We start from the raw sequence: 22,782 nt of genomic DNA, 5'->3' as shown, positions 1-22,782 counted from the left end.
TTCTAGCATGTAAAAAGGACCAGCATATGCACTATCCAGCCCCCTTAACCTCTGGCAGCACCATTGCGGTTACCGCATTTTCCAGCGGCGTAGCGTCACCTCTGCACGCCCGGCTTGAGCTGGTGCTTGGCGACCTGGTACGGCGTGGGTTTAATGTGCTCGAAGGGCGCTGTTTACGTGAAGATCAGCTGCATGTCAGTGCACCAGCGGCGCAGCGTGCCGATGAACTGATGCGGTTTTTACTCGACGACCAGGTAGATGCTATTATGGCGCCCTGGGGCGGAGAAATTGCCATGGACTTGTTGCCCTTACTGGACTGGCAGGCATTGAGACTGGTCCGGCCAAAATGGCTGATGGGGTTTTCCGATATCAGTACAGTACTCAGTGCGTTTACCAGCAAACTCGGCTGGGCGAGCTGCCATTGTACCAATCTGATGCAGCTGTCGCTGGCACAAACTGATCCATTGACAGCCACTACCTTTGCGCACTTGCAAACGCCAACAGGTGAGGTCTTTACTCAGCATAATGCGCCGTTTTTTGAGCATGGCTACAGCAACTATGCCCAGAACAGTAATGCCGTATTTAACCTCACTGAACCAGGCGGCTGGCAGTTGCTGGGGGAGGAAGCAAACAGTACAAAACAGGTGTCTTTTCAGGGCAGGTTGACAGGCGGTTGTCTGGATACGCATATGTTGCTGTTTGGCTCTGAGTATTTTGATCCCCAGTCGCTGCGCGACAGACACCCGGACGACAAGCTTATTTTTTACTTTGAAAACGCCGAACAGTCACCGACCGCCTACTACCGGGCATTGCAGAGTCTGAAATTACGCGGCGCGTTTGATCACGCCGCTGGCATACTGATTGGTCGTAATGCCGTATCAGGTAATGCAGGTAAAGCCTTTGATGGCCAGACCGCGGTAAGAATGGCACTGGGTGACCTGTCAGTCCCCATCGTCACGGGTGTCGATATTTCACATATTGCCCCGAATCTGGTGGTGATAAACGGGGCGCTTGCAGAAGTTACTTTTTGTGGCAAGCAGTGGACGCTGGTCCAGCATTTACGTTAGCCTGCGCGGGGCGAGTGCGGCTCGTCCCGAAAATCTGTTACTGGTCGTAAAACGCCTCTGGTTCGGTAAAAGGTCCTTCATTTTATTCATCTTTTGGTTTTACAGTGCCTGCGCTGGTTTATCGTTTTAGGAACGCAAGGGTATGATGATCAATCGCATATTACTGGTTTTATTCTTTTTTACACCTCTGATCTCTTCTTTGGCTTTGGCAAAGCAAACTGCAAATAAGCAGCTTGCTGAGCAAAGTGTGGTGATGATCTCGCTCGATGGCTTTCGCTGGGATTACATCGAAAAGCACAAGGCTAAGAACCTGGCTTCTATCGCAGCGCAGGGCGTTCGGGCCGAGTACCTGGAGCCTGTTTATCCAACCAAGACTTTTCCCAATCACCTCTCTATTATCACCGGCTTGCTGCCGTCCAATCATGGCATTGTTGGCAATCATTTTTGCGACAGAGAACGCAACCAGTGCTATAAAATGGGCCATGGCAGGGATGACAGCTCGTGGCTAAAAGGGATCCCGCTGTGGAACCTGGCCGAGATGCAGGGGGTAAAGGCCGCAACGTATTTCTGGCCCGAATCGGATGCCCGTATTAATGGTATGACACCCAGCTATTTTCACCATTACTCAAAGCACAGTGACTACCAGCAACGCATTGACCAGATAGTGCAGTGGCTGAAACTGCCAGCGCAAACACGTCCTCGCTTTGTGGCCGGGTATTTTTCACTGGTGGATACCATGGGACACGACTTTGGTCCGGATGCACAGCAAACTTATCAGGCGGTGCAAAAGGTAGATAAACTGATTGGCCAGCTTGCAAGGCGGATTCAGCGCGAGGTCGAACAGGATGTGAACCTGATCATAGTGTCAGATCACGGTATGGCGCAGCTGGACCCTGAGCAGCGTTTGCAGCTGTCGGACTTAAGCGTCGATCTCAGCAATTTCATCGTTAAAAACAGTGGCACTCAGGTTTGGCTTTACAAAAAGCCGGATGCAACGTTAGACCTCGATGAGGTGCGCGCTCAGCTGATGCGCAATGCCCGTGGTCGCTACGACATTACCAGTGAAGCAACCCTGAAAAGTCGCGGGGTAACCATCACTTCAACCACCGCCGACATAGTCATTGAAACGCAGGCGCCGCGCTATTTTGCCTATGATGACAAAGACAAGCACTATGGCACCCATGGCTTTGCGGTGACACCCGATATGCATGCGACCTTTGTCGCTGTGGGTCCCGCATTTAAACCAGGCGCAGAAATTGGCCCGGTGAAGAATCTGGATATTTACCCGGTCGTGGCGCAGATCCTGGGTCTTGCATTGCTGTCCGATATCGATGGCACGGGTGCGACTTTATTACCGGCGCTTCGACATTAATAAGCGGATGAGCAGATTTGGATGGGGTCGTGGTTTAGTTATGCAGGCCAGGTGTGTTCATTTCCAGCACACAGGGCAGAAGTGAATGAGAGGTTTTCTGAACTATTCCTGAGTTACTCACAAGATAGTCACAAAATCTGTGGGTAATAATGTAATGGTAAATAAAAACAATGAGTTAACTGTTTATTTTCCGGTGAGTGAACAGTCACGCAATTTGCCAGCGACCCATAAAAAAGGCTGCCTCAGGCAGCCTTTTCCACTGTGCTATTAGTGCTTACAGCGACAGGCTGTTTAAAATTTCGTCGTCTACACCGTTTGGCAGCGTCACTTTAAGCTTAGGCGTGCGGGCCATTTCGCGCTTAATCGCAAAGTTGGCTTCTTCGTTACGGGCCCAGCTGCGCCGTGCAATACCATTGTTGACATCGAATAACAGCATAGACTTCAGACGACGCTCTGCATCGCTGCTGCCGTCCAGTACCATACCAAAACCGCCGTTGATCACTTCACCCCAGCCAACGCCACCACCGTTGTGGATAGACACCCAGGTTGCACCACGGAAGCTGTCGCCAATCACGTTGTGAATGGCCATGTCTGCGGTAAAGCGGCTGCCATCATAGATGTTGGACGTTTCGCGGAACGGTGAATCTGTGCCACTCACATCGTGGTGGTCACGACCCAGTACCACAGGACCAATGTCGCCGCGCTCGATGGCATCGTTAAAGGCCTTGGCAATTTCCATACGACCTTGTGCATCGGCATACAGAATACGCGCCTGTGAGCCCACAACCAGCTTGTTCTGTTTCGCATCCTTGATCCAGGTGATGTTGTCCTGCATCTGCTGCTGAATTTCTGCCGGAGATTCCGCCATGATCTTGTTCAGCACCTCAGCGGCAATGGCGTCGGTTTTATCCAGATCGGCTGGATTGCCAGAAGCGCACACCCAGCGGAACGGACCAAAGCCGTAGTCAAAACACATCGGGCCAAGAATATCCTGCACGTAAGACGGATATTTAAAGTCGATGCCGTTCTCAGCCATGACATCGCCACCGGCACGTGAGGCTTCGAGCAAGAAGGCATTGCCGTAATCGAAGAAGTAAGTGCCACGGGCTGTGTGCTTGTTCACCGCATCGGCATGACGCTTCAGCGTAGCCTGCACTTTTTCTTTAAACACTTGTGGCTCTTCGCGGATCAGTCGGTTAGACTCTTCAAAACTGATATCGACCGGGTAGTAACCGCCTGACCAGGGGTTATGCAGCGATGTTTGATCTGAACCCAGATGAATAAAGATATCCTGCTCGTAGAAGGTTTCCCAGACATCAACCACGTTGCCGATGTAAGCAATTGAGACCACTTCTTCGTTCGCCTGCGCGGTTTTAACGCGCGCAACCAGCTCGTCCATGTTGTCTACCAGCTCATCAACCCAGCCTTGCTGGTGACGCTTAGTGGCAGCAGCCGGGTTCACCTCGGCACAAACGGTAATACAGTTAGCGATGTTTCCAGCCTTAGGTTGTGCGCCACTCATGCCGCCAAGACCGGCGGTGAGGAAGATTTTGCCTTTCGGGCTGTCACCTTGTTCAAGGACTTTACGGAATGCGTTCATCACAGTGATGGTGGTGCCATGAACAATGCCCTGCGGGCCAATGTACATGAAAGAACCCGCCGTCATCTGGCCGTACTGAGTCACGCCCAGCGCATTGAATTTTTCCCAGTCATCAGGTTTTGAGTAGTTGGGGATCATCATACCATTGGTGACAACAACGCGCGGTGCGTCTTCGCTTGACGGGAACAAGCCCATCGGATGACCAGAGTAAATGTGTAGTGTCTGGTCACTTTCCATTTCGCTCAGGTACTTCATGGCCAGCAGATATTGCGCCCAGTTCTGGAATACCGCACCGTTACCGCCGTAAGTGATCAACTCCTCCGGATGCTGGGCAACTGCCGGGTCCAGGTTGTTGTCGATCATCAGCATGATGGCTGCGGCCTGCTGACATTTGGCCGGGTAATCGCTAACTGAGCGCGCTTTAAGGTCGTAGTTAGGCTTAAAGCGGTACATGTAAATACGGCCGAAGTTTTTCAGCTCTTCGGCGAACTCTGCCGCCAGCTCCTGATGCCATTCTTTCGGGAAATAACGCAGGGCGTTACGCAGCGCCAGTTGCTTTTCTTCGGCTGATAAAATGTCTTTACGCTTGGGGGCGCGGTTGGCACCGGCCGGGTAAGGCTTAGGCGCTGGCAACTCGCTGGGGATCCCTTGCTTAATTTGGTCCTGAAAACTCAGTGTGGTGGTCATTGTTATTTTCCCCTTAGTTAACCGTAAATGCTTGTGACTTAACCAATGCGACCATGTGATCAATGTCGGGTTTAAGCAGTCTGTCTTCTTCAAGTTTGGCGACTTTGCTGCGGATCAGCGCAAAGTTTTCTTCAATCAGGTCTGAGCAGGTGTTAGGGCGTCTGAACTCAATGGCCTGGGCTGCATACATCAGTTCAATGGCAAAGATTTTTTCCAGGTTACCCAGGATCTGGTTTAGTTTACGACCCGAGATACTACCCATAGACACGTGGTCTTCCTGGCCCATGGAGGTGGGTACGCTGTCTGCCGATGGCGGGAAGCACAAAGACTTGTTCTCAGTGACCAAGGCTGCGGTGGTGTACTGTGGGATCATCATGCCCGAGTTCAGACCGCCAGAAGTGGTCAATAAGCGCGGCAGACCGTGCAGACCTTCCAGCAGCAAATAACAGCGGCGGTCTGAAATGTTGCCCAGCTCAGCGGCAGCAATTGAGGCGTAATCCAGCACCATAGCCAGCGGCTGGCCGTGGAAGCTGCCACCCGAGATGGCTTCTTCGCTGCTGATCACAATCGGGTTGTCGGTGACTGAGTTCATTTCAATCTCAGCCAGCTCTTTAAGGTGGTTGTAGGCGTTGCGAGACGCACCATGCACCTGTGGTATACAGCGCAGTGAATACGGGTCCTGTACGCGGTCGCACTCTTCATGGTCGGCCATATTCTGCGAGTCTTTGAATAAACGGCGCATCCGCCTGGCCACTTCCAGGTTACCGGCAAAGGCGCGAATTTGGTGCAGCTCTTCACGGAACGGCGACTGGCTGCCCTGCATGCCTTCAATACTCATGGCACCGGCCACGTCTGCCAGGTCCAGAAGATAGCGCATTTTGGTCAGCGCGGTGATGGCGTGTGAAAGGATAAACTGAGTACCATTGATCAGGGCCAGGCCTTCTTTGGCGTGCAGCTCCATTGGCTCCAGGCCATGTTCTTTCAGCGCTTCGGCCGCGGGTACAATTTTGTCGCCCTGCCAGAATTCACCTTCGCCAAGTAGTGGCAGGAATAAGTGAGACAGTGGCGCAAGGTCACCCGATGCACCCACAGAGCCTTGTTCCGGCACCACAGGGATAAGGTCCAGCTCAATAAACTTCAGCATACGTTCCACAGTTTCCAGGCGAATACCTGAAAAACCCTGGCTCAGCGCATGGACTTTGGTGATCAGCATGAGTTTAGAAATCGGCTTAGCGATTGGCTCGCCAACCCCAACAGCATGGGTGATAAGCAGATTTTTTTGCAGCAGATTGGTCTCTTCTGGTGAGATTTGCGTGTCGCATAGTGGACCAAAGCCGGTGTTAATACCGTACACAGCCTTGTCTGAGGCGGCCATCACGTCAACATTGCTGCGGCTGGCGTTGATTTTATCCAGCGCTTCCTGACACAGTTCGGCTTTAATGCTGCCGTCGGCAATGCCGTTGACTGTGTCCAGATCCAGACGATCGATACCATATCTAAACGTCATTTTATTCTCCTAAATATCATCTTGTTACATGCAGATGGTGTTTTTATCTCACAATCCTAACTTGCTGTAGTAGTTTTATAAATGCATAATTATCGTAATTCATTCCGATTTTATCGAACTTAAAGTGCCGAACTAAAAAGTATCGAACTAAAAGTTCGAGCGAGTAAGAGGTGGCGTTTTAGTTGAACAGCGTACGTTTAACCTCGGTCATCCCGAACTCAACTCCGGTTATTCGGCACCTAACTCCGGACATTCAGCACCCAACTCTGGTCATCCCGCACTTGATGCGGGAACTACCAACCGACAACCTGGGTGTTAAATCTGACGGCTGAATAGCCTGGGTGTGGATCCCGGCTCAAGGCCGGGATGACGGGAGAAAAGGGTAGGTTTTCGTGAACAGGTGTGATGGTGGATAATTTGATTAGTGTGCTTTTACGTTTGGTCATTCAGCACTCAATTCCAGCTCTCCTGCACTCAACTCCGGTTATTCAGCACACAACTCCGGTCATCCCGCACTTGATGCGGGAACTACCAACCGGCAACTTGGGTGTTAAAACAGACGCCTAAATGGTCTGGGTGTGGATCCCGGCTCAAGGCCGGGATGACGCGAGAAAAGGGTAGGTTTTTTGTGAAAAGGTGTGATGGTGGATAGTTTGATTAGTGCGCTTTTATGCTTCGTCATTCAGCACTCAATCCCAGCTTTCCTGCACTCAACTCCGGTTATTCAGCACCCAGCTCCGGTCATCCCGCACTTGATGCGGGAACTACCAACCGGCAACTTGGGTATTAAAACAGACGGGAGAAGTAGAGCAAGCCGGAGCATTGCAGACATAAATAAAAGAGGTAATTAGGCGTGCAGGTACAAGACGTTGATTTAAGACTACTGAGGATCTTTGTCGCTATTGTGGAGTGTGGCGGCCTGTCGGCTGCGGAGTCGCGCCTGAACATCGGCCGTTCGACCATTAGTTCGCACCTGTCGGACCTGGAAGTACGGCTGGGCCTGAAATTATGTAAACGCGGGCGCAGCGGTTTTGAATTGACCGAGCCCGGCAGGGTGACTTATCAGGCGTCCCTGGAGCTGTTGCAGCAATGCGAAGCCTTTGCCAGTACCGTAGCCAGTTCTAAAAATGAACTCTCGGGGCGGGTGACCATTGCCACGATAGATACTATGGTCAGCGATCCCCGTTGCGGCGTGGCGCGGGCCATTTCGGCGCTCAAAGCGCGTGGTGGCAATATTCAGTTTGATATTCATGTGTGTGAAGCCCGCGAAGTCGAAACCTCAGTGGTGAACGGCCGCTCTCTGGTGGGTCTGGGCGTGAGTCGCCATCAGCTGCGCGGTCTGGACTATTACCCGCTACACAATGAGTACAACTATTTATATTGTGCTCAGGGTCATCCACTGTTTGAGCTGCTGGAAGATGATGTGGCCGAAAGCGACAGTGCAAAATTAGAGGCATTACTGGCCGAGGCTGAAGTGATCACCAGTAACTACCTGCGCGATAAAGAAGTGCGCAACGATGGCCTTAACTACCAAAACAGCGCCATCGCTTATCATGATGAAGGGATTGCCCACTTAATATTGTCCGGCGAGTTTATCGGCTATCTGCCAGAGCATTACGCCAGCTACTGGGTCGATAAAGGCATATTCAGAGCCATACAGCCAGAAAAATACGCCTATCAGATCCCGGTGATGCTGATCACGTCAAAAAGCAACAGCGCTTCACCATTGGCTGAGGCGCTGATAGAAGAAATAAAGCGGGTGCATGCAAGTTAGAGTGGCGCACAAAGAATGCCAGTCAGCAAAGCTGACTGGCATCGGGCAATGGAATTTTAGGGGCCAATTTAAGATGCGTGAGAAGCCTCAGAGCCGTCTTCTCTTCCGGACAGGATCATCATGGTCAGCAGGGCACCACAGCACAATGCCCAGGCGATATAAATTAACCCCTCAAAATTATCATATATTAACGTCCATGACTTCATGTCGAAGTAAGACCAAGCAATGTTTTCTAGCATTCCTAGGATATATAGCAGCGACATATACATATATATCCAATGGAAAACACCATCAAAGTTAGTAAGCTCAACTTTGGAAGATTTTGAAATTAACTTAGAAATCTGGACTCTAAAAATGAGCACAAAAACAGTGGAAAGGCTTAATAACAATTGCGTTCCATAAATGATAGTGCCTTGTAGAAGAGGGTTACCTGAAGGCGTTACATAGTTTATTATACCATTTTCGAATAATACGTAAGAAATACCAGTAGCAACAAACATAAATCCAGCAATGTGAGTTATGTTTATATCCTTTTTGAACTTGCCGTAGCATGCACATACCAAGAGAAATATTAGGTATTGCGGGGTTACAAGACGATCATCCCATAGTTGAATATAAAAGAGTGCTAAGGAAGCAATGCTAAGCAAGATTAAATTTGAAAGTTTCATTATCTCCCCTTGTTAGTTATCCATAGCGTTATTGAATAACAAGTCCGAGTTGATACAGGCAGCTCTAGGCGGTTTTTTAGCGCCAGTACCACCAGTTATCAATATGCAAGCTTCGGTACTAAGAGGTTTTCTCTCAACTATATTACTAGAATCGTCTGTTTTAGTTAGGGCATGTCTTGGTGGTTTTTTTGCACCTGTTCCACCCATTACCTCTGCGCTTAAACTATCAGAAAGAACTTTTGACGTATTGCCATCTGAAGCGTCTGGTTTTACCGGCTTAAAAGCACCTGAGACGCGAGGATCATTAGGTTCATAAATACCGCAACCCGATACTAATCCCTCCTGACCAGCTGATAAAGTTTTTTCGTTACTCAGGTCTTGGCCTGTCTCCCGGCCTGTTATATTAGTCAGAGAAGCCAATTTATTGAGAAATGTAAGTGGGCGTATCTTTTTCATTTTTCGTCATCCTGTAACTTTGACGCATCATAGCGGTTTAAACTGCCACTGATCTGTCTGATTTCATTGAGTAAAGAGCGTGTATCTATTTTGCATAGCATCAGCCAGCGAAAAAGCTGTTTAGACTTAATGTCACTGACACCCTGCTCATAGTTACTGATTGTCTTACGGTCGCACTCTAACTTTTTTGCCATCAGTTCCTGGGATATGCCGGCGTTTTTCCTCATTGCCTTTAAATCATCGCCATCAATCACGTCCTTTTTTTCCTTTTTTTATTGAATGCGGAGACTTTTCCACATTCGAATGAACATAATCTTAACAAGAAAGTCGCAATGTTAATACAAAAAGGGAACATGTCAAACTGACTTAAGTTAGAGATATCAATTTATCTCGTTGCTATTGCAACACTAACAGCCGTGCGGGACTGTGAGTTACACGATATTTCTTAACGTTAAAAAGGTCAACAGGACGTTTACATTGGGAGCGATTTTTCCAACAGTTTAACCAGGTGGTGTGCCTGAAACGGTGCTTTTCAGGTGTATCTGATAAAAATACGGTCAGCGCTTGTGCAGGCCAGTATACAAGCGTGTAAAAGGATTAGGCTATGAAAAACGATACATTTGCCAGAAAACAGAGAATCAATAAGCTGATGGGGCGTTTGCAGTGCAATCTGCGCAACTTGAGACATAAAAACAAGCTCTCCCAGGCTCAGCTGGCCGCCAAGCTCAATGTTGATCAGTCAACAATCAGTAATTTTGAGTCGGGTCGCTCAGTGATGACCATAGAGCACGTATACGAATTATACCTGATGTTCGGCGATGACTTCTCCTGCCCGAATATCTTGTTTTCTGAGCAAAATAAGGCTAATAAAAAGGATGAATGCCTTCAGGAATAAAGCAACTGACTAAAACGATATGGGTGTTTGGTCCCCCGGATTACCGTTTCCACAAAAAAACCAGACGCAGGTCTGGTTTTTTGTAACTCACGCTTGCTTAAAGCATGGTTTTAGTTTTTTGTGCTGTTTAGCACATAGCAGAGCGGCAGCAATACGTCGCTGCAGCATCAGTGTGCTTTGCGCTGTCACAGGTATTAATTTCGTGAGTCCAGCAGTGGTTTGACCAGTAGTCTGTTACACGACCGCCAGCTACAGCAGGTGTTGCATCATTTGGCAGTTGCTTGTTGTCTGCACTAAGTGTTTTGAAGCTTTTTTCTTTAGACCTAATTTCATTATCATATTCCTTTAAGTTTTTGATGTAGTTTGCTTATTTGCTATAAGCGAGCATTAAAATAGTCTAATGTATCTGCTTGTGTTAACAGTGCTTTTGTTTCGTGTTTTTCTGTGAGTAAAATGTTACTCGGTTGGGTGTGGTGAGCTGAGCTGCGCAGTATATATACCATAGTTGCTTAGTAAGAATTATTGACCTGCTTAACTGTACTTGCATGGCTTGTATTCTTGCCGCAATGGCTACGCCAGTACCAGTCTAGCTTGGCTGGAATGGCTAATAAGCTAACAAAAAGCATGCAAATCAACACATCCCAGTACCACTGGGCGGTGGTATACGCATGGCTCCAGGGCAGCAGAAAGTAAATCACCACACAGTGAAAGGTAAACACGGGCAGGGCGTGCTGGCCGATAAACACCGGGTATTTCAGTGTAAAAAGCCACGAAAAACGTCGCATCAGCAGCATTATCAGATACGCGCTTAGCAACAAATTAACCTGATAGAGCACAGAGGCGCTACCGTGGCCCGCATAATAGGGTTGCATCAGCTGTGGGTAGCCATGTTTAACAACAAAGAAGCAGCCCACACCGCTTAGCAGCAATATTCTCACCACAGGAGTAAATATAAAGGTATGGCCTTTATCAAATTTCAGATAACTGAGCATCACACCCAGATAAAAATAAATCTGCCAGGCGAAGGGGTCAAAATGACTGACGTTTAATGTGATGTCGTTAAACACAAGATTAAACGGCGATGCTAAAAACTCAGCTGTCACAAACTGGGCCAGTAGCCAGACCAGCAAGGACGTTGCGACCACATACCACGCTTTAGCGCGTTTAAGTGCTACGATGGCAAACGGCAAAAATGTCATAGGCACCAGATAGAGGATCAGAATATCGTGAAAACCAGGGTGTTCGAGTAGCAAGGCGGCAGACAAAACACTTTGGATGGGATTGCTAAACCAGTTGGCAGCATTAAAAAAATCAGACCACTGTGGGATATACAAAGGAAACAAGGCTACCAGCGAAAAGCACAGCACAATCGCGCTCAGATGAAACCCGTAAATCACCCAACAGCGTCGCCATATTTTTCGCTGCATCGTTTTGCTATCACCAGCCAGTCGCCCATACACCAGATAAGCAACAAACCCGGATAAGAACACAAACCCCTCAGCTGCCGAAACAAACCCCAGCGGAGTACGGGTAAACTGAGTGACAAAGCTGCCAAACAAGTGATTGCAGGCAATGATAATAAGCAACCAGCCGCGAAGGCCATCATAGGTTAAATCTCGGCTCATGTTCTCTCCTTAAACCTCACAGATTTTGTCCGCAGGCGGGTGGGCCATGTCATCGAATAGGATATAGACTTTTAGGTACAAAACTTAACGCAGAGAATGGATAGAGACAATTGAGAATGTTTAATAGTTACCGGAAGGAGCATTAACAAGGGTTGTGGTTTGCCCTCATATATACAAAATAAGGGAGCCTGGCAATTTAAGCTCCCTAATGATGAATTACTGATACAAGTGAGACAATTCGGCCGGAACCTGAGTTGAGATATTAGCGACTCGCTCTGTGGTGGTATCTATCCCAACAAAGGTGGTGGTATCGTTACCTGGTACACACAATGTGGTTGTGATTGGACCGGTTGTCTGGTTGGCCTGGGTAAAATTAACCCGTGTAATGCTTGATGAGCTGGTGTTGAGTACCGCCAGGTTCATACAGCCTGCCATCATAGGAAACTTCACGCCATCTTGTTTGGTATTGTAAGGCAGGCGAGCCAGTTCAAAACCCAGGTTGTTGGCGTTTTTGGTTGTTTGCATACTGGCACGGCCGTAATTGGCTACCTGATGCGAAGAGCGACCATAGACATTCAAGGTTGATGTAGGTTGTGCATTGTCTAAAAAGTAAAAGTGCACATTACTGGATGGGATCAATACCGTTGAAGTCTGCTCCTGATGATGCAGGTACATCCAGCTAGAGATCTGTTGAATGGACCCCTGCATTGATGCTCTGCCCCAGTGAATGTTGGATAATGTGACTGCACCATTCATGTTTTTGATGGTACAGGAGTCCTGATGATACAGAATCAGGCATCGCCCGCCATTACTCTGATATTGATAGTCCAGCATGATGTCAAAAGAGAACGCGTTCTGGCCCATAATCGGCATAGGTACAGAGTGGGTTGTTCCGTCAGTGGTGGCTGCGAGTTTAAAGGTAATATCATGATGACCTGCGTTCGCATTAAACCCGAATGTTAAAGAAGAAGCTAAGGCAAGGCTTAGCGCAGCTTTTGTGAATTTCATAACTTATCCTTAATTTTGTGATCCAAAGCATTTATCTTTCGACGGTCGGCAATTGCAAGCAAACCTGCCTGTACGCGACTTACAAACGCATGTTTTAGGCATCCGTATGTTCTAATCAATAATTACATTTGGAGTTTTTTTGGAAACGCTAAGTTAACCGATTGGGGAGGTTTCCACAACAAGTCATTGAGGGTTTACTGTTGTGTGAGTCAATCCACATTGGTTGCACACCAAAGCATAACGCTGTTGCTCCTTACAGAACTGTTATTCATTGGGGGTAATAAGCGTATTCCACCATCAATCTGGAGTGTAGCAGCCTAAAGCATGCTCACCAGTTCTTAAAGTAAGGTAGGCTGAAACGGGCGAGCATCACATTGCAGGTACCAAGAAATCATGGCTTCTTAGTGTGAATTAATTTTCACATGGCTTTGTTGTTAGTTCATAGTTTTCATTTTCTTTTTTTACGAACTCGCCGTTTTTCTGCTTGATATCGTAAAGTGTGATTGTACATTGCTTTTTGCCATCTATTTGATCTACATAATATTGAGCTTCATAATTATGATCGGCAAGTGGAGTAAAGCTGACTTCTTTAACACAGTATCTATAGCCGTCGATGCGTGTATTCGTGCCAGTTACCCAAACGCCCGCAAAATAAAACGAAATAGGTACGTTTGCTTCTACTTTCAGCTCCGTTTGCTGTTTTTCGTGAACCTCTGAACGATACATGGGCATACCAATTACTCGGCCTGCTTGGCGGTCCGCAAGCAAGTTGGCCTTTACCCCCAAAACGGCAATTTCTCCATCACGAATAAAGTTGTGATTAATACACCCTTCCGTATTGTCAATCCATACTGACACATTGCCGCTATCCAGAGAGACTACGCGAAGTGATGCGGTTTCTTTACCAGGGGCAACCGTATAACCAGTTGTTGAGCAAGCTGATAATGTTGCAACCATAAGAGCACTGACGGCTATTTGTCTGTTCATTTATTTTACCTATTGCTTTGAAATTGACACTCATAGAGTGAATGGCTTTTGTGCCTGCAAGGAGTGAATTATAGATCCACTATGGTAATTGAGTACAGTCATTCAGTATTGAGTTGAAGCTGCCACTGCTTGGTCGGTATTCGTGTAACCCTCCAGGGATCCCTTCTGCTTGCTTTGGGCGAATCTTAGCGTCATATAGTTTGAGGCAAATTACGCCGTAATTTGAATCAGTACCAACATTTGAACTGAGGTTTTAGTACATGCAATTACCGTCTCACAGGCTGGAAATTCAAGACTTAATCAGCCAAACCTCCGTTTACATTTGAGTTGGGACGGTTAAATATGTGCGCAGGTTTAGCGGCTGGTATTGTTAAGCGGGTAAAAGACTATTCAGTTCGCAGTCCAGGCTTGCAACCTTCTGAAACTGCGAACTGGTTGACCCTACAGTGTCTTCATAAATTCAATGATCTGCCACTTTTCCTCGTCGCTAAACTCAGTGCCATAGCTGTGGCCAAGGTTGGAGTTGCCGGGCATGATTTGGCCATTACCGGCCTTTACCCTGAACTTGTTCAGTCCCTGTGTTGTAATGTACCCGACGTTGACGGGATCGAACTCGCGACTGCCCACCCAAAACTCGGTGATGCGCTGTTCGGGTTTTTTCATTAACTCATAAAGGTTGGGCACAGAGCCGTTGTGTAGGTAAGGCGCGGTTGCCCAAATGCCATTGAGCGGACGACCTTTGTATACAGCGCCATCAAGTACACCATCGGCACAATCGTTTTCCACTGCATCGGCACGCTCTCCGCGGGCTTTCAGATGTTGCATGACCAGATTTTCCAGTTCTTTCACAACGGATATTTTTTCTCCGTCAGCGCCGGTCCTTTCGGGAATATTGCCTGCTTTGAGCGCAGTGGGTAAATCTTTCAGTACTAAGCCGACCACGCCATTGACAGGCACATCGATTGCATTGTCGATGGCCTGAAATTTATTGCCGATCAGAATGCGCTCTTTAGTGCCCTCTAAAATCAGTGTTTTGGCCATGTGGCAGGAGGCGTTGTTAGCCGTCACTGGATCGGTGCCCAGCTCAGAAACCAGGGTCTGGTTTGCAATATAATCCAGGTGCTCTTTTTCCCGGGGGATCAGTTGGTGGCAGCTGGCACAGGCTTGCTTATAAAGCAGCCCCCCCTTGGCCGCTTTTTCTGTATCAATGGCGGGCAGATACTCAACAGGCCATTGTGGCGACCTCAGGGTTTTGACCCAGGACTCAATATAACCCAGCCCAATCATATCGACGGTCGAGCTGTAGCGGAATTTCTTACCCCAGATGCGTTGCCAGACCGGTGCTTCTTCAATGTTCAGTTCGCCAAATACCCCTACGACTTCGCCAATATTGCGCACCAGGGGTCCCACAATCGGCGTATTGGGCGCAGAGGCATTCCACTGCACGACGTCTGACTGATGCGTGCCCCACAAAAACGGATAAGACACAGGTCCTGTCGGGGTATTCTTGTTGGTGAGATCGTTAAGCGCAAACGCCGTCCCCGCGTTTTGAATGTTGCCGAAGGCATCTAGCCGGGCATAACTGGTAAAATCTTCGGGGTAGTCGTCCGGCAGCGCGTTAACGGCCTGTCTTTGTGCTGTTTGCAGTGCGACTTGTTGCAGGCGTTGTTTGAGGCTAGCCTTGCTGCTGTCGCTGTATTTTGAACCCAGTACATTTCGGGCAAAGCGATCAAACTTAGCGTCGTCCTTCAGGGTTGTGTTCAGGGCGGCGACCAGCTTATCAAAAAACAACACGAAATTGGCCAGCGTAGGCGCGCCTTCAACGAGCATTTTGGTGCCCTGATAATCAATCTGGCTGGTATGACACGCCGCGCAGGTCATGCCGACCCAGTTTTCACCGGTTTTTTGGTTGCTATGCAGCGCAAAGCCAATGGGCAGACCGCCAGGGTTGCGTGTGCTTGCCTTGCTGGGCAGATAACGTAAAAATTCCATGTGTTCACTATGTCGGAACAGTTGCGTGTTGTCGGCTTGTTCCAGCCAAACAAACCAGGTGTAGGGAATGATTTGCGAACCTTGCCCGGTAAACCAGAAATCTTCGCGGATTTTGTCACTCCAGCCCTGATCTAACCACACCCGTTTGGGCACATCGCCATGCTCAGGGGTGACCTCTATGGGAGCAGCGGGGGCTATATGACGGTTGGTAGAACAGCCAACTAAGACCAGCAGGCTGGTCGCGCTCAGGGCTGCGATAACAGGTAACTTGCTCATTGGTTTTTTTCCTTGCACTCAGAGAGATGTAAAAGAATAGTTACCAAATGCCGGTTTGGCTATTACAGCAAGTTACAAATTAGGTGTGGTACCCGTTATGATTCAGCAGCAATCTCGGGCTTTATTCTTCCTTGTTTATCTTAACAACCACTTACGGAGGACTTTTAACGCCCAATCCCGGTGTTTGAGTAAAAACCGATTCTTAGGCAGCCAGCTGCTGGAATACAGCACGGTTTTGGCCTTCGAGAAGGTTAAAAAGCCTTCGTAACCGTGATAATGACCCATACCCGAATGGCCAATGCCACCAAACGGGGCATCATCTGCAACCACATGCATGGCGGTATCGTTAATGCCTATGCCGCCGCTGTGCGTGTGGGTGATCAGGCGTTCAATCAATGTCGGATTGTTTGACATAATATACAGCGCCAGCGGACGAGGTCGATCAGTGATGTAAGTTACCACGTCATCTAACGTTTCGTAGGTCATAACAGGCAATAATGAGCCAAAGATCTCTTCTTTTAGCACCGCCATATCGTCTGTCAGGTTGGTCAGCAAATGCGGGTAAACGCACTTGTTGTCATCTGGTCCCATCGCCTTAACAGCATGTATTTTGGCACCTTTGGCTTTTGCATCTTCCAGCAGTTGCACTAAGCGAGTGTGCTGGCGCTGTGAAATTATATGGCTTTGCTGATTGCGGTTGGCACTTTTCAGGTGGTATTCGCTGTAGCGTGCAATAAATGTCTCAATAAATGCATCCAGGCGCGTGGTTGGGACAAAAACATAATCCGGGGCCACGCAGATTTGCCCAGAGTTGATAGATTTACCCATGATCACGGCATCCACAGCGATCTTCATATCAATATGTGCGTCGATAATCGTGGGTGATTTGCCGCCCAGCTCCAGCGTAACCGGGGTCAGGTTATCGGCGGCAGCTTTGGCAACCAGTTTGCCAACGGCGGTTGAGCCGGTAAATATCAGATGGTCGAATGGCAAGGCGGTGAATGCTGCGCCGGTTTCGGCATCGCCTTCTACGAGATGAACATGGTCACTGATGTCGTCAAGAATGGTGCGCAATATCTGATTAGCATTTGGCGTAAATTCACTCATTTTGATCATCACACGGTTACCTGCGGCCAGCGCCTGAACAGTTGGGCCCAGCGCGAGATAAAACGGGAAGTTCCAGGGAGTTACAACGCCAACCACACCTAATGGCTGATAATGCACAGTCACCGTTGAGGGGGCGAGCATCAGTCCGGCGTGACGTTTTGAGGGCCGCATCCATCTTTTCAAATGTTTAATGGCATACTTAATGGCCGCTATGGTAGGCATGATATCGGCAAAGAAGGTATCGAACTCACTGCGATAACCATAATCAATGGATAGTGCCTGGTAGATCTGCTGTTCGTGAGTAATCAGTGCCTGTTTAAGCTTCTTAAGCACGGCAACGCGCTGCGCGTAGTCGGGCGCAGGGTCCCGGCGGTAGGCCGACTGCATAGCCTGAAAGTTCATGGTTAGCAGCGCGTGTTCAGATACTGTGCTCATATTGCTCATTGTTGCGGGCCTTTTTCGCGAAAGTTTGCAAAGCGGTTTACCTGATAATAACCCTCATACGCTGAAGTGTGAATAAAAGCTCTAAAATTGGTCAAAAATATTCGCTAACCTGAACGCAATCTAGACAGAGTTTTTGCTAGTTATCCTGAACAAAATGGGTAAACTGTGCGTATCACAGGATTGAATTAAGTTGCAGGAGTTGAGTGTTGAATAACAAATCGCGCCGAGTACCGGCTAGTCGCTTGAGCAGGCTGGCACACTTTGGTGGCCTGGCAGGTAAAGTGGCATCTAATGTGGTGATCGCGGGTGCCAAGCAAGCCTTGAAAGGTCAAAAATCCAGCCGTGCAGAGCTACTACTGCAGCCGGGTAATGTGAACGCGGTTGCTGAAAAGCTGTCGCACATGCGTGGTGCGGCGATGAAGCTGGGGCAGTTGTTGTCGATGGATGCAGGAGAACTGCTTCCTGCTGAGCTGGCTCAATTGTTGGCGCGACTCAGAGCCGATGCGGCACCCATGCCTCACAAGCAGCTGGTTGCCACGTTTGAAAGAGAACTTGGCCCCGACTGGTTGGATAAATTCAGCCACATAGATCTGAATAGCTTTGCTCGTGCATCTATAGGTCAGGTGCATAAAGCAACGTCTGAGCAGGGCAAGCCGCTGGCCATCAAAGTGCAATATCCGGGCGTTGCCGGCAGCATTCACAGTGATGTTGATAACGTCGTGAGCCTGGTTAAGCTCTCCGGATTATTGCCAAAAACCCTGAACATCGCGCCTTTGGTTGAAGAGGCAAAGTTACAATTGCTGGCGGAAACCGACTATCTGCACGAAGCGAAATCCCTTAATGCTTTTGCTCAGGCTCTGGCGGATAATCCACACTTTAAAGTACCGGGCAGTTACCCGGCTCTGAGCACCAAACACTTGCTGACCATGGAGTTTGTCGAGGGTGAGCCACTGGAAAACATGGTGTCGTTGCCACAGCAGGCTCGTGACGAGCTGGCCTTTCGCTTGATTGAACTGTTCTTTACCGAGATGTTTGAGCTGGGTATGGTACAAACTGATCCGAATCTGGCGAATTATCAGTACAATCGGGCGACCGGTCAGATTGTGCTGCTCGACTTTGGCGCAACCAGGACCATTTCGCCTGAGCTGATTCTGGGCTATAAAAAGCTTCTCAGGGCTGGGGCCGAGCAAAATCTTCAGGCGTTAAAAGAGGCGGCCTGTGAAATCGGATATTTTGCAGAGGGTATAGACCCGCATTACCAGCAGGCGGTGTTGTCATTGTTTGAACTGGTTCTCTCGCCGCTGCGCGCTACAACGCCGTTTGATTTCGCTGCCAGTGGGCTGGCAAAGCAGATCAGTGAGCAGGGCAAGCAATTGAGTATGCAATTCAGGGAGTGGCATACTCCGCCAGTGGATTCTTTGTTTATTCATCGTAAACTGGGGGGCTTATACCTGATTGCTGCCAGACTGAAAGCACGGGTAAACCTTGCGCCCTTGCTGGAACTGTTAAACGACTGACGCAGCCAAGCCGACATCTGCGCTTGATTGTTATCAAAAAAGAAACATTGGAACATCAGTTTAGCTTAAGCTATGATGTATTTTTTGAGAAAAATGAAAATTATCATGATAAAACAACTGTTTGTTGGCGCAGCTTTAACGCTGACGCCTTTTATGTCTGCTGCTATAACCGACATCGGACTTGGAACGCTAAAAGGCGTTAAGGTATACGACTATTCATCTAACAGGTCGATCCGTCTGTACTTTAATAATGATGTACAGTATGAGCTGGCCGGTTGTAACAAAACTGCGACAATTACATACAGTAAGCACACTGCAGACAAAATGGATCATTTTTTGAGTCTGGCTTTGTCAGCTTATATGTCGGGTAAAAAAGTGCGTCTGACATCGGCCTCAGCTGATTGTGAAGTTAGCCAGATATCACTTCAGGACACGCGATTCTAAAAAGCAACAGCGACGCCTTATCACAGGTGCGTCACTAGCTTTCCACCAGAGCGCCCAGTCGGGCGCTCTTCAGTTCTTTCACATACATTTCACAGCCCGGAGCACATGCTGAGCCCCAGATAACTTAATGAGGGATTCAGACATGGCTTTGTCACTTGAGGTCAGTGGCCTTAAACACAGTATAAATCTACACAATGGTACACGGTTGGCATTGATTGATGCCCTGGATTTACACCTTGAAGCGGGTGAGCACATTGCTATCGTAGGCGCTTCCGGGTGTGGTAAGTCGACGTTACTTTCTTTGCTGGCCGGGCTGACGCCTTATCAGTCTGGACAAGTGTATTATCGTTGCGATGATCAGACACTGAATCCCGCTGAGGTGCTTGTTCATAGTGGCTTTGTATTTCAGCAGTTTCACTTGTTGCCCGAGTTAAATGCAGTAGAGAATGTCGCATTGCCACTACAGCTCAGGGGCAACCGTGATGCGCAGCAGCAGGCCATTGACTGGTTAACCCGGATGGGACTGGCACAGCGATTAACAGACAATATCACTCAGTTAAGCGGCGGTGAGCAGCAAAGGGTAGCCATAGCCCGCGCTTTGTGCGCACACCCTAAGATATTATTTGCAGACGAACCCACGGGGAACCTGGACGAAAAAACCGCGGAGCAGGTGATGGACCTGATGCTCAGTGGTGCCAGAAAAAGTGGTGCAGCACTGGTGTTGGTGACACATGATATGGCTCTAGCACGGCGTATGGATAAGGCCTATCGCCTGAGCCATGGGAGGCTGTCACTATGTCACTAACGCAGACGATGACGCACGATTCAGATAACCGGCATACGGTCACACCCGCACACGCGCTGCTTGCTTTTTCCAGTGTACTGTGGCGGCAAGTGTTAGACGGTAAATACTGGCTGACGCTCGGCGCTCTGTGCCTGTTGTTTTTTTATTTATTGCTCAGCAGCTTGCTGGGTCAGGGGGTTGAGCGGTTTTTGGCGTACAATCTGCAAAATACGCTAGGCGCAGACACGCAAGTCACAGTCAGGCGAGCCTGGCAGGAGTCGGAGTTAACCTGGGTTAAGGCGCACAGCCAAGCTTACAGCATACAGTCTCAGTATCATGTTACTCTGAGCCATCAGGCGCATCATCAAAGTGTGCTTCTCAAAGCCGTTGATAATCATTACCCGTTGCAGGGTGACATTCATATCAGCCTCAGCAAAGGGCTTAATACACAGCACGTTCAAAAAGGCCCGCAACCCGGAGAAATCTGGCTGGAACCCAGACTTGCCGCTGCTTTGTCGGTGGAGTTGGGCGAGACAATTTTGCTTGGCGAAACACAACTGCGAGTCGCTGCGCTTCTGCTGCTTGAACCGGATCGAGTGCTTGAGGGGCTCGGCAGCGATATGCGTGCAATGGTGTCTGAGTCCAGCCTGTCCGCAGCCCGCCTGGCCCCACATCTGAACAGAGCGCTGATGCGACACAAGGCACTTTCTGAAAGCACTATTGCACAGTTTCAGTCGGCTTCGCCCACGGCACAGGTGATCAGCAAATCTCTCAATAACTACCCCCTGGCTAAAGTTTGGGAGCGGGTGCAGAATTTTCTCGGGCTGCTGAGCTTGATCATCGTGTTACTGAGCGTATTGATCCTGTGGTTATGTAGCCAGGTTCAAATTCAGCCACTTAAAAGAAGTGTGTCTGTGATGCTGGCCTGTGGCATGCCGCGCAGCCTGTTACCAGTGCTGGCAATCCATGCCGGTGCGATGATCTTAATACTGAGCTTGCTACCGGCGTTGCTGCTGGCGTTACTGGTAAGCTATGGGATAGGCCATCTGGCGCAGGGTTATATCGAAGGATTTGCCCTGCAATGGCAGTGGCGAGATCTACTGGCTGCCTGCACTTTGGCCACCACCGTCTATTTTTTTATTGTTCTACCTGTATGGCTGTCCTTGCTCAAAGGGGATATTCGTCTGCTACTGGCACAACGTACTGAGCGAGGGCACGGGTATTGGCTGGCAATGCTTAGCCCGGCAGGATTGCTGATAGCATTGGTACTGCGGTATACCGATAACTGGCTACTCAGTGGCATGCTGCTGGGTGGGCTGGGAGTGTGTGTTTTACTGGTGCTTTTGGTCACCTGGCTGGTGCTTCGCTTTGGCAGCTATTTAATGCCACAGCCTTGGGGACTGGTGCGCTTTACTCTGTTGTTATTACGAAAGCGTATGTCAGTCAAACTGGTGCAAATTACAGCACTGAGTCTGAGTCTCACCTTGTTATTGCTGAGTATTAATATGGGACGGGATGTAACCAATATGCTGGCGCTTTATCTTTATCAGCATCAGGGTAATGTATTTGTCAGCAAGGCAGATGATCAACAAAAAGAAGCGCTTACATCCTTTGTTGCCCGCTATCAGGGGAATATTAAAGAGATGAAGGCATTTCAGCTGGCGCAGGTCACACATATTAACGGTATCGGGGTGCTGGAGCGGGATGTTCAACCCAGTGATACCCTGCGTCGTCTGGCGCAACCTGTGAACCTGCACTGGCATGCACAAACGCCTGAGAATGTCCGGGTTACAGAAGGGAGGTGGTCAATGGATCCATCCCGGATGGGGGTTTCTGTCGATCATGAGGTATTCGTTGAGCTGGCACTTTCGCTTGGCGACACTGTGCAGTTTTTCATTGGCAATGAAGCTGTTGAGGCTACCATTACCGCGGTTCACCAGTTTAAACCTGGTGGCAGCTCGGTCACCTTTTGGTTTGTGTTGCAACAACATAGCGCCCCCAGTCTGGTGGAGCCGATTTACCATATGGGCAGTCTTGAGCTCAATGCGCGTGGCGTAGCAGCCGTGAGTGAGTTGTGGCGTGCATATCCACAGTTACGCCTGGTCACTGTGGATGCCCTGCTGGAGAAGATCCGTACGCAAGTTCAGGCACTGATTGTGCTGGTCATGAGCTACGGTGCATTTATTGCGTTGCTTAGCAATCTGCTGATGGTGGCTGCAATTCAGACCCATATGAAAAAAGATCAGATACGTAATGGGTTGCTGCTGAGCTTTGGCCTGTCATCCGCACAAGGCCTGAAGATCCTCAGCATTGAATGGCTGATAGTGACTGTGATCCCGGCTTTATGTGCGGTTGGTGCAATATACAGCTTTATCGATGCATTTTATCAGCAGAATCTGGCCATGTCTTATCGGGGGAGTCTGCTGCTGATGTTTGCAGAGGCAGTTGCCATTGCACTGGTGGTGGCACTCAGTGGCATTTTACTCAGCCGTAAGCAATTGTGCAGAAGTAGCATGGGGTTATTGAAAGAAGGCGGATAACGCCGTGCTGAGCAAGGGAATTGACAATTTGA

18 protein-coding genes are annotated in these 22,782 nt (G+C 49.0%); 8 read left to right on the top strand and 10 right to left on the bottom strand.

Annotated features, from left to right (window positions below; translation table 11 throughout):
• Positions 1-26 precede the first annotated feature (26 nt).
• Together MHN33_RS04715 and MHN33_RS04710 are read left to right on the top strand one after the other, a co-directional pair.
• Positions 27-1,067: a S66 peptidase family protein gene (locus MHN33_RS04715; RefSeq protein WP_239396371.1), complete on the top strand. Its 1,041-nt coding sequence runs from the start codon at positions 27-29 to the stop codon at positions 1,065-1,067.
• Positions 1,068-1,209: 142 nt separating this feature from the next.
• A complete protein-coding gene (locus MHN33_RS04710; protein ID WP_239396369.1) occupies positions 1,210-2,439 on the top strand; it encodes an ectonucleotide pyrophosphatase/phosphodiesterase in 1,230 nt (409 codons plus the stop codon).
• A gap of 274 nt (positions 2,440-2,713) precedes the next feature.
• Here MHN33_RS04710 and MHN33_RS04705 read toward each other — a convergent pair whose 3' ends face one another.
• On the bottom strand, positions 2,714-4,726 hold the full coding sequence (locus MHN33_RS04705; protein ID WP_239396367.1) for a urocanate hydratase: 2,013 nt from the start codon (positions 4,724-4,726) through the stop codon (positions 2,714-2,716).
• 13 nt (positions 4,727-4,739) lie between these two features.
• Entirely contained in the window at positions 4,740-6,233 is a 1,494-nt protein-coding gene (gene hutH / locus MHN33_RS04700; RefSeq protein ID WP_239396365.1) for a histidine ammonia-lyase, read from the bottom strand.
• Positions 6,234-7,086: 853 nt separating this feature from the next.
• On the opposite strand from hutH, the gene MHN33_RS04695 reads away from it, so the two are divergent.
• Positions 7,087-8,007, top strand: coding sequence for a LysR family transcriptional regulator (locus MHN33_RS04695; protein WP_239396363.1), 921 nt, complete (start codon positions 7,087-7,089; stop codon positions 8,005-8,007).
• 68 nt (positions 8,008-8,075) lie between these two features.
• On the opposite strand, the gene MHN33_RS04690 is transcribed toward MHN33_RS04695, so the two are convergent.
• Genes MHN33_RS04690 through MHN33_RS04680 form a run of 3 tightly spaced genes read right to left on the bottom strand, consistent with a single transcriptional unit; the run spans position 8,076 to position 9,385 of the window.
• Entirely contained in the window at positions 8,076-8,675 is a 600-nt protein-coding gene (locus tag MHN33_RS04690; protein ID WP_239396361.1) for a hypothetical protein, read from the bottom strand.
• A gap of 12 nt (positions 8,676-8,687) precedes the next feature.
• The gene (locus MHN33_RS04685) at positions 8,688-9,131 is read right to left on the bottom strand and encodes a hypothetical protein (protein ID WP_239396359.1); all 444 of its coding nucleotides are present in this window, start codon (positions 9,129-9,131) and stop codon (positions 8,688-8,690) included.
• On the bottom strand, positions 9,128-9,385 hold the full coding sequence (locus MHN33_RS04680; RefSeq protein ID WP_343224812.1) for a helix-turn-helix transcriptional regulator: 258 nt from the start codon (positions 9,383-9,385) through the stop codon (positions 9,128-9,130). Before MHN33_RS04680 ends, MHN33_RS04685 begins: the two co-directional genes overlap by 4 nt.
• 350 nt (positions 9,386-9,735) lie before the next feature.
• On the opposite strand from MHN33_RS04680, the gene MHN33_RS04675 reads away from it, so the two are divergent.
• Positions 9,736-10,026 carry a helix-turn-helix transcriptional regulator gene (locus MHN33_RS04675; protein ID WP_239396355.1) on the top strand — a complete coding sequence of 97 codons (291 nt, stop codon included), beginning with the start codon at positions 9,736-9,738 and terminating at the stop codon, positions 10,024-10,026.
• 509 nt (positions 10,027-10,535) lie between these two features.
• Here the strand turns inward: MHN33_RS04675 and opgC are convergent.
• The 5 genes from opgC to MHN33_RS04650 all read right to left on the bottom strand — a co-directional run bounded on the left by opgC (position 10,536) and on the right by MHN33_RS04650 (position 17,456).
• Positions 10,536-11,651, bottom strand: coding sequence for an OpgC domain-containing protein (gene opgC, locus MHN33_RS04670; protein ID WP_239396353.1), 1,116 nt, complete (start codon positions 11,649-11,651; stop codon positions 10,536-10,538).
• Between the two features lie 216 nt (positions 11,652-11,867).
• On the bottom strand, positions 11,868-12,659 hold the full coding sequence (locus tag MHN33_RS04665; protein WP_239396351.1) for a hypothetical protein: 792 nt from the start codon (positions 12,657-12,659) through the stop codon (positions 11,868-11,870).
• A 411-nt stretch (positions 12,660-13,070) separates the two neighbouring features.
• Positions 13,071-13,646 carry a hypothetical protein gene (locus tag MHN33_RS04660; protein WP_239396349.1) on the bottom strand — a complete coding sequence of 192 codons (576 nt, stop codon included), beginning with the start codon at positions 13,644-13,646 and terminating at the stop codon, positions 13,071-13,073.
• 441 nt (positions 13,647-14,087) lie between these two features.
• Positions 14,088-15,914 carry a di-heme-cytochrome C peroxidase gene (locus MHN33_RS04655; protein WP_239396347.1) on the bottom strand — a complete coding sequence of 609 codons (1,827 nt, stop codon included), beginning with the start codon at positions 15,912-15,914 and terminating at the stop codon, positions 14,088-14,090.
• 135 nt (positions 15,915-16,049) lie between these two features.
• A complete protein-coding gene (locus MHN33_RS04650) occupies positions 16,050-17,456 on the bottom strand; it encodes a coniferyl aldehyde dehydrogenase (RefSeq protein ID WP_239396337.1) in 1,407 nt (468 codons plus the stop codon).
• Positions 17,457-17,668: 212 nt separating this feature from the next.
• Between MHN33_RS04650 and MHN33_RS04645 the strand changes: the two genes are divergently transcribed.
• From MHN33_RS04645 to MHN33_RS04630, 4 genes are all read left to right on the top strand, one after another.
• The gene (locus MHN33_RS04645) at positions 17,669-18,982 is read left to right on the top strand and encodes an AarF/ABC1/UbiB kinase family protein (RefSeq protein WP_239396335.1); all 1,314 of its coding nucleotides are present in this window, start codon (positions 17,669-17,671) and stop codon (positions 18,980-18,982) included.
• Positions 18,983-19,087: 105 nt separating this feature from the next.
• Positions 19,088-19,426 (top strand): hypothetical protein, encoded by a 339-nt coding sequence (locus MHN33_RS04640; protein WP_239396333.1) that lies wholly within the window; start codon positions 19,088-19,090, stop codon positions 19,424-19,426.
• 142 nt (positions 19,427-19,568) lie between these two features.
• Positions 19,569-20,231 carry an ABC transporter ATP-binding protein gene (locus MHN33_RS04635; protein ID WP_239396331.1) on the top strand — a complete coding sequence of 221 codons (663 nt, stop codon included), beginning with the start codon at positions 19,569-19,571 and terminating at the stop codon, positions 20,229-20,231.
• Positions 20,222-22,750, top strand: a complete 2,529-nt coding sequence (locus MHN33_RS04630) for an FtsX-like permease family protein (protein ID WP_239396329.1) — start codon at positions 20,222-20,224, stop codon at positions 22,748-22,750. Before MHN33_RS04635 ends, MHN33_RS04630 begins: the two co-directional genes overlap by 10 nt.
• Positions 22,751-22,782 lie beyond the last annotated feature (32 nt).

Source organism: Pseudoalteromonas sp. OOF1S-7 (assembly GCF_022347765.1).
Lineage (GTDB): Bacteria > Pseudomonadota > Gammaproteobacteria > Enterobacterales > Alteromonadaceae > Pseudoalteromonas.
This window is presented reverse-complemented; position numbering and strand designations above follow the sequence as displayed.

Coding starts and splice junctions, on each gene's coding strand:
- MHN33_RS04660 (WP_239396349.1), bottom strand. CDS start 13,646: ATGAACAGACAAATAGCCGTCAGTGCTCTTATGGTTGCAACATTATCA.
- MHN33_RS04710 (WP_239396369.1), top strand. CDS start 1,210: ATGATGATCAATCGCATATTACTGGTTTTATTCTTTTTTACACCTCTG.
- MHN33_RS04690 (WP_239396361.1), bottom strand. CDS start 8,675: ATGAAACTTTCAAATTTAATCTTGCTTAGCATTGCTTCCTTAGCACTC.
- MHN33_RS04665 (WP_239396351.1), bottom strand. CDS start 12,659: ATGAAATTCACAAAAGCTGCGCTAAGCCTTGCCTTAGCTTCTTCTTTA.
- MHN33_RS04630 (WP_239396329.1), top strand. CDS start 20,222: ATGTCACTAACGCAGACGATGACGCACGATTCAGATAACCGGCATACG.
- hutH (WP_239396365.1), bottom strand. CDS start 6,233: ATGACGTTTAGATATGGTATCGATCGTCTGGATCTGGACACAGTCAAC.
- opgC (WP_239396353.1), bottom strand. CDS start 11,651: ATGAGCCGAGATTTAACCTATGATGGCCTTCGCGGCTGGTTGCTTATT.
- MHN33_RS04650 (WP_239396337.1), bottom strand. CDS start 17,456: ATGAGCACAGTATCTGAACACGCGCTGCTAACCATGAACTTTCAGGCT.
- MHN33_RS04705 (WP_239396367.1), bottom strand. CDS start 4,726: ATGACCACCACACTGAGTTTTCAGGACCAAATTAAGCAAGGGATCCCC.
- MHN33_RS04675 (WP_239396355.1), top strand. CDS start 9,736: ATGAAAAACGATACATTTGCCAGAAAACAGAGAATCAATAAGCTGATG.
- MHN33_RS04655 (WP_239396347.1), bottom strand. CDS start 15,914: ATGAGCAAGTTACCTGTTATCGCAGCCCTGAGCGCGACCAGCCTGCTG.
- MHN33_RS04685 (WP_239396359.1), bottom strand. CDS start 9,131: ATGAAAAAGATACGCCCACTTACATTTCTCAATAAATTGGCTTCTCTG.
- MHN33_RS04635 (WP_239396331.1), top strand. CDS start 19,569: ATGGCTTTGTCACTTGAGGTCAGTGGCCTTAAACACAGTATAAATCTA.
- MHN33_RS04640 (WP_239396333.1), top strand. CDS start 19,088: ATGATAAAACAACTGTTTGTTGGCGCAGCTTTAACGCTGACGCCTTTT.
- MHN33_RS04715 (WP_239396371.1), top strand. CDS start 27: ATGCACTATCCAGCCCCCTTAACCTCTGGCAGCACCATTGCGGTTACC.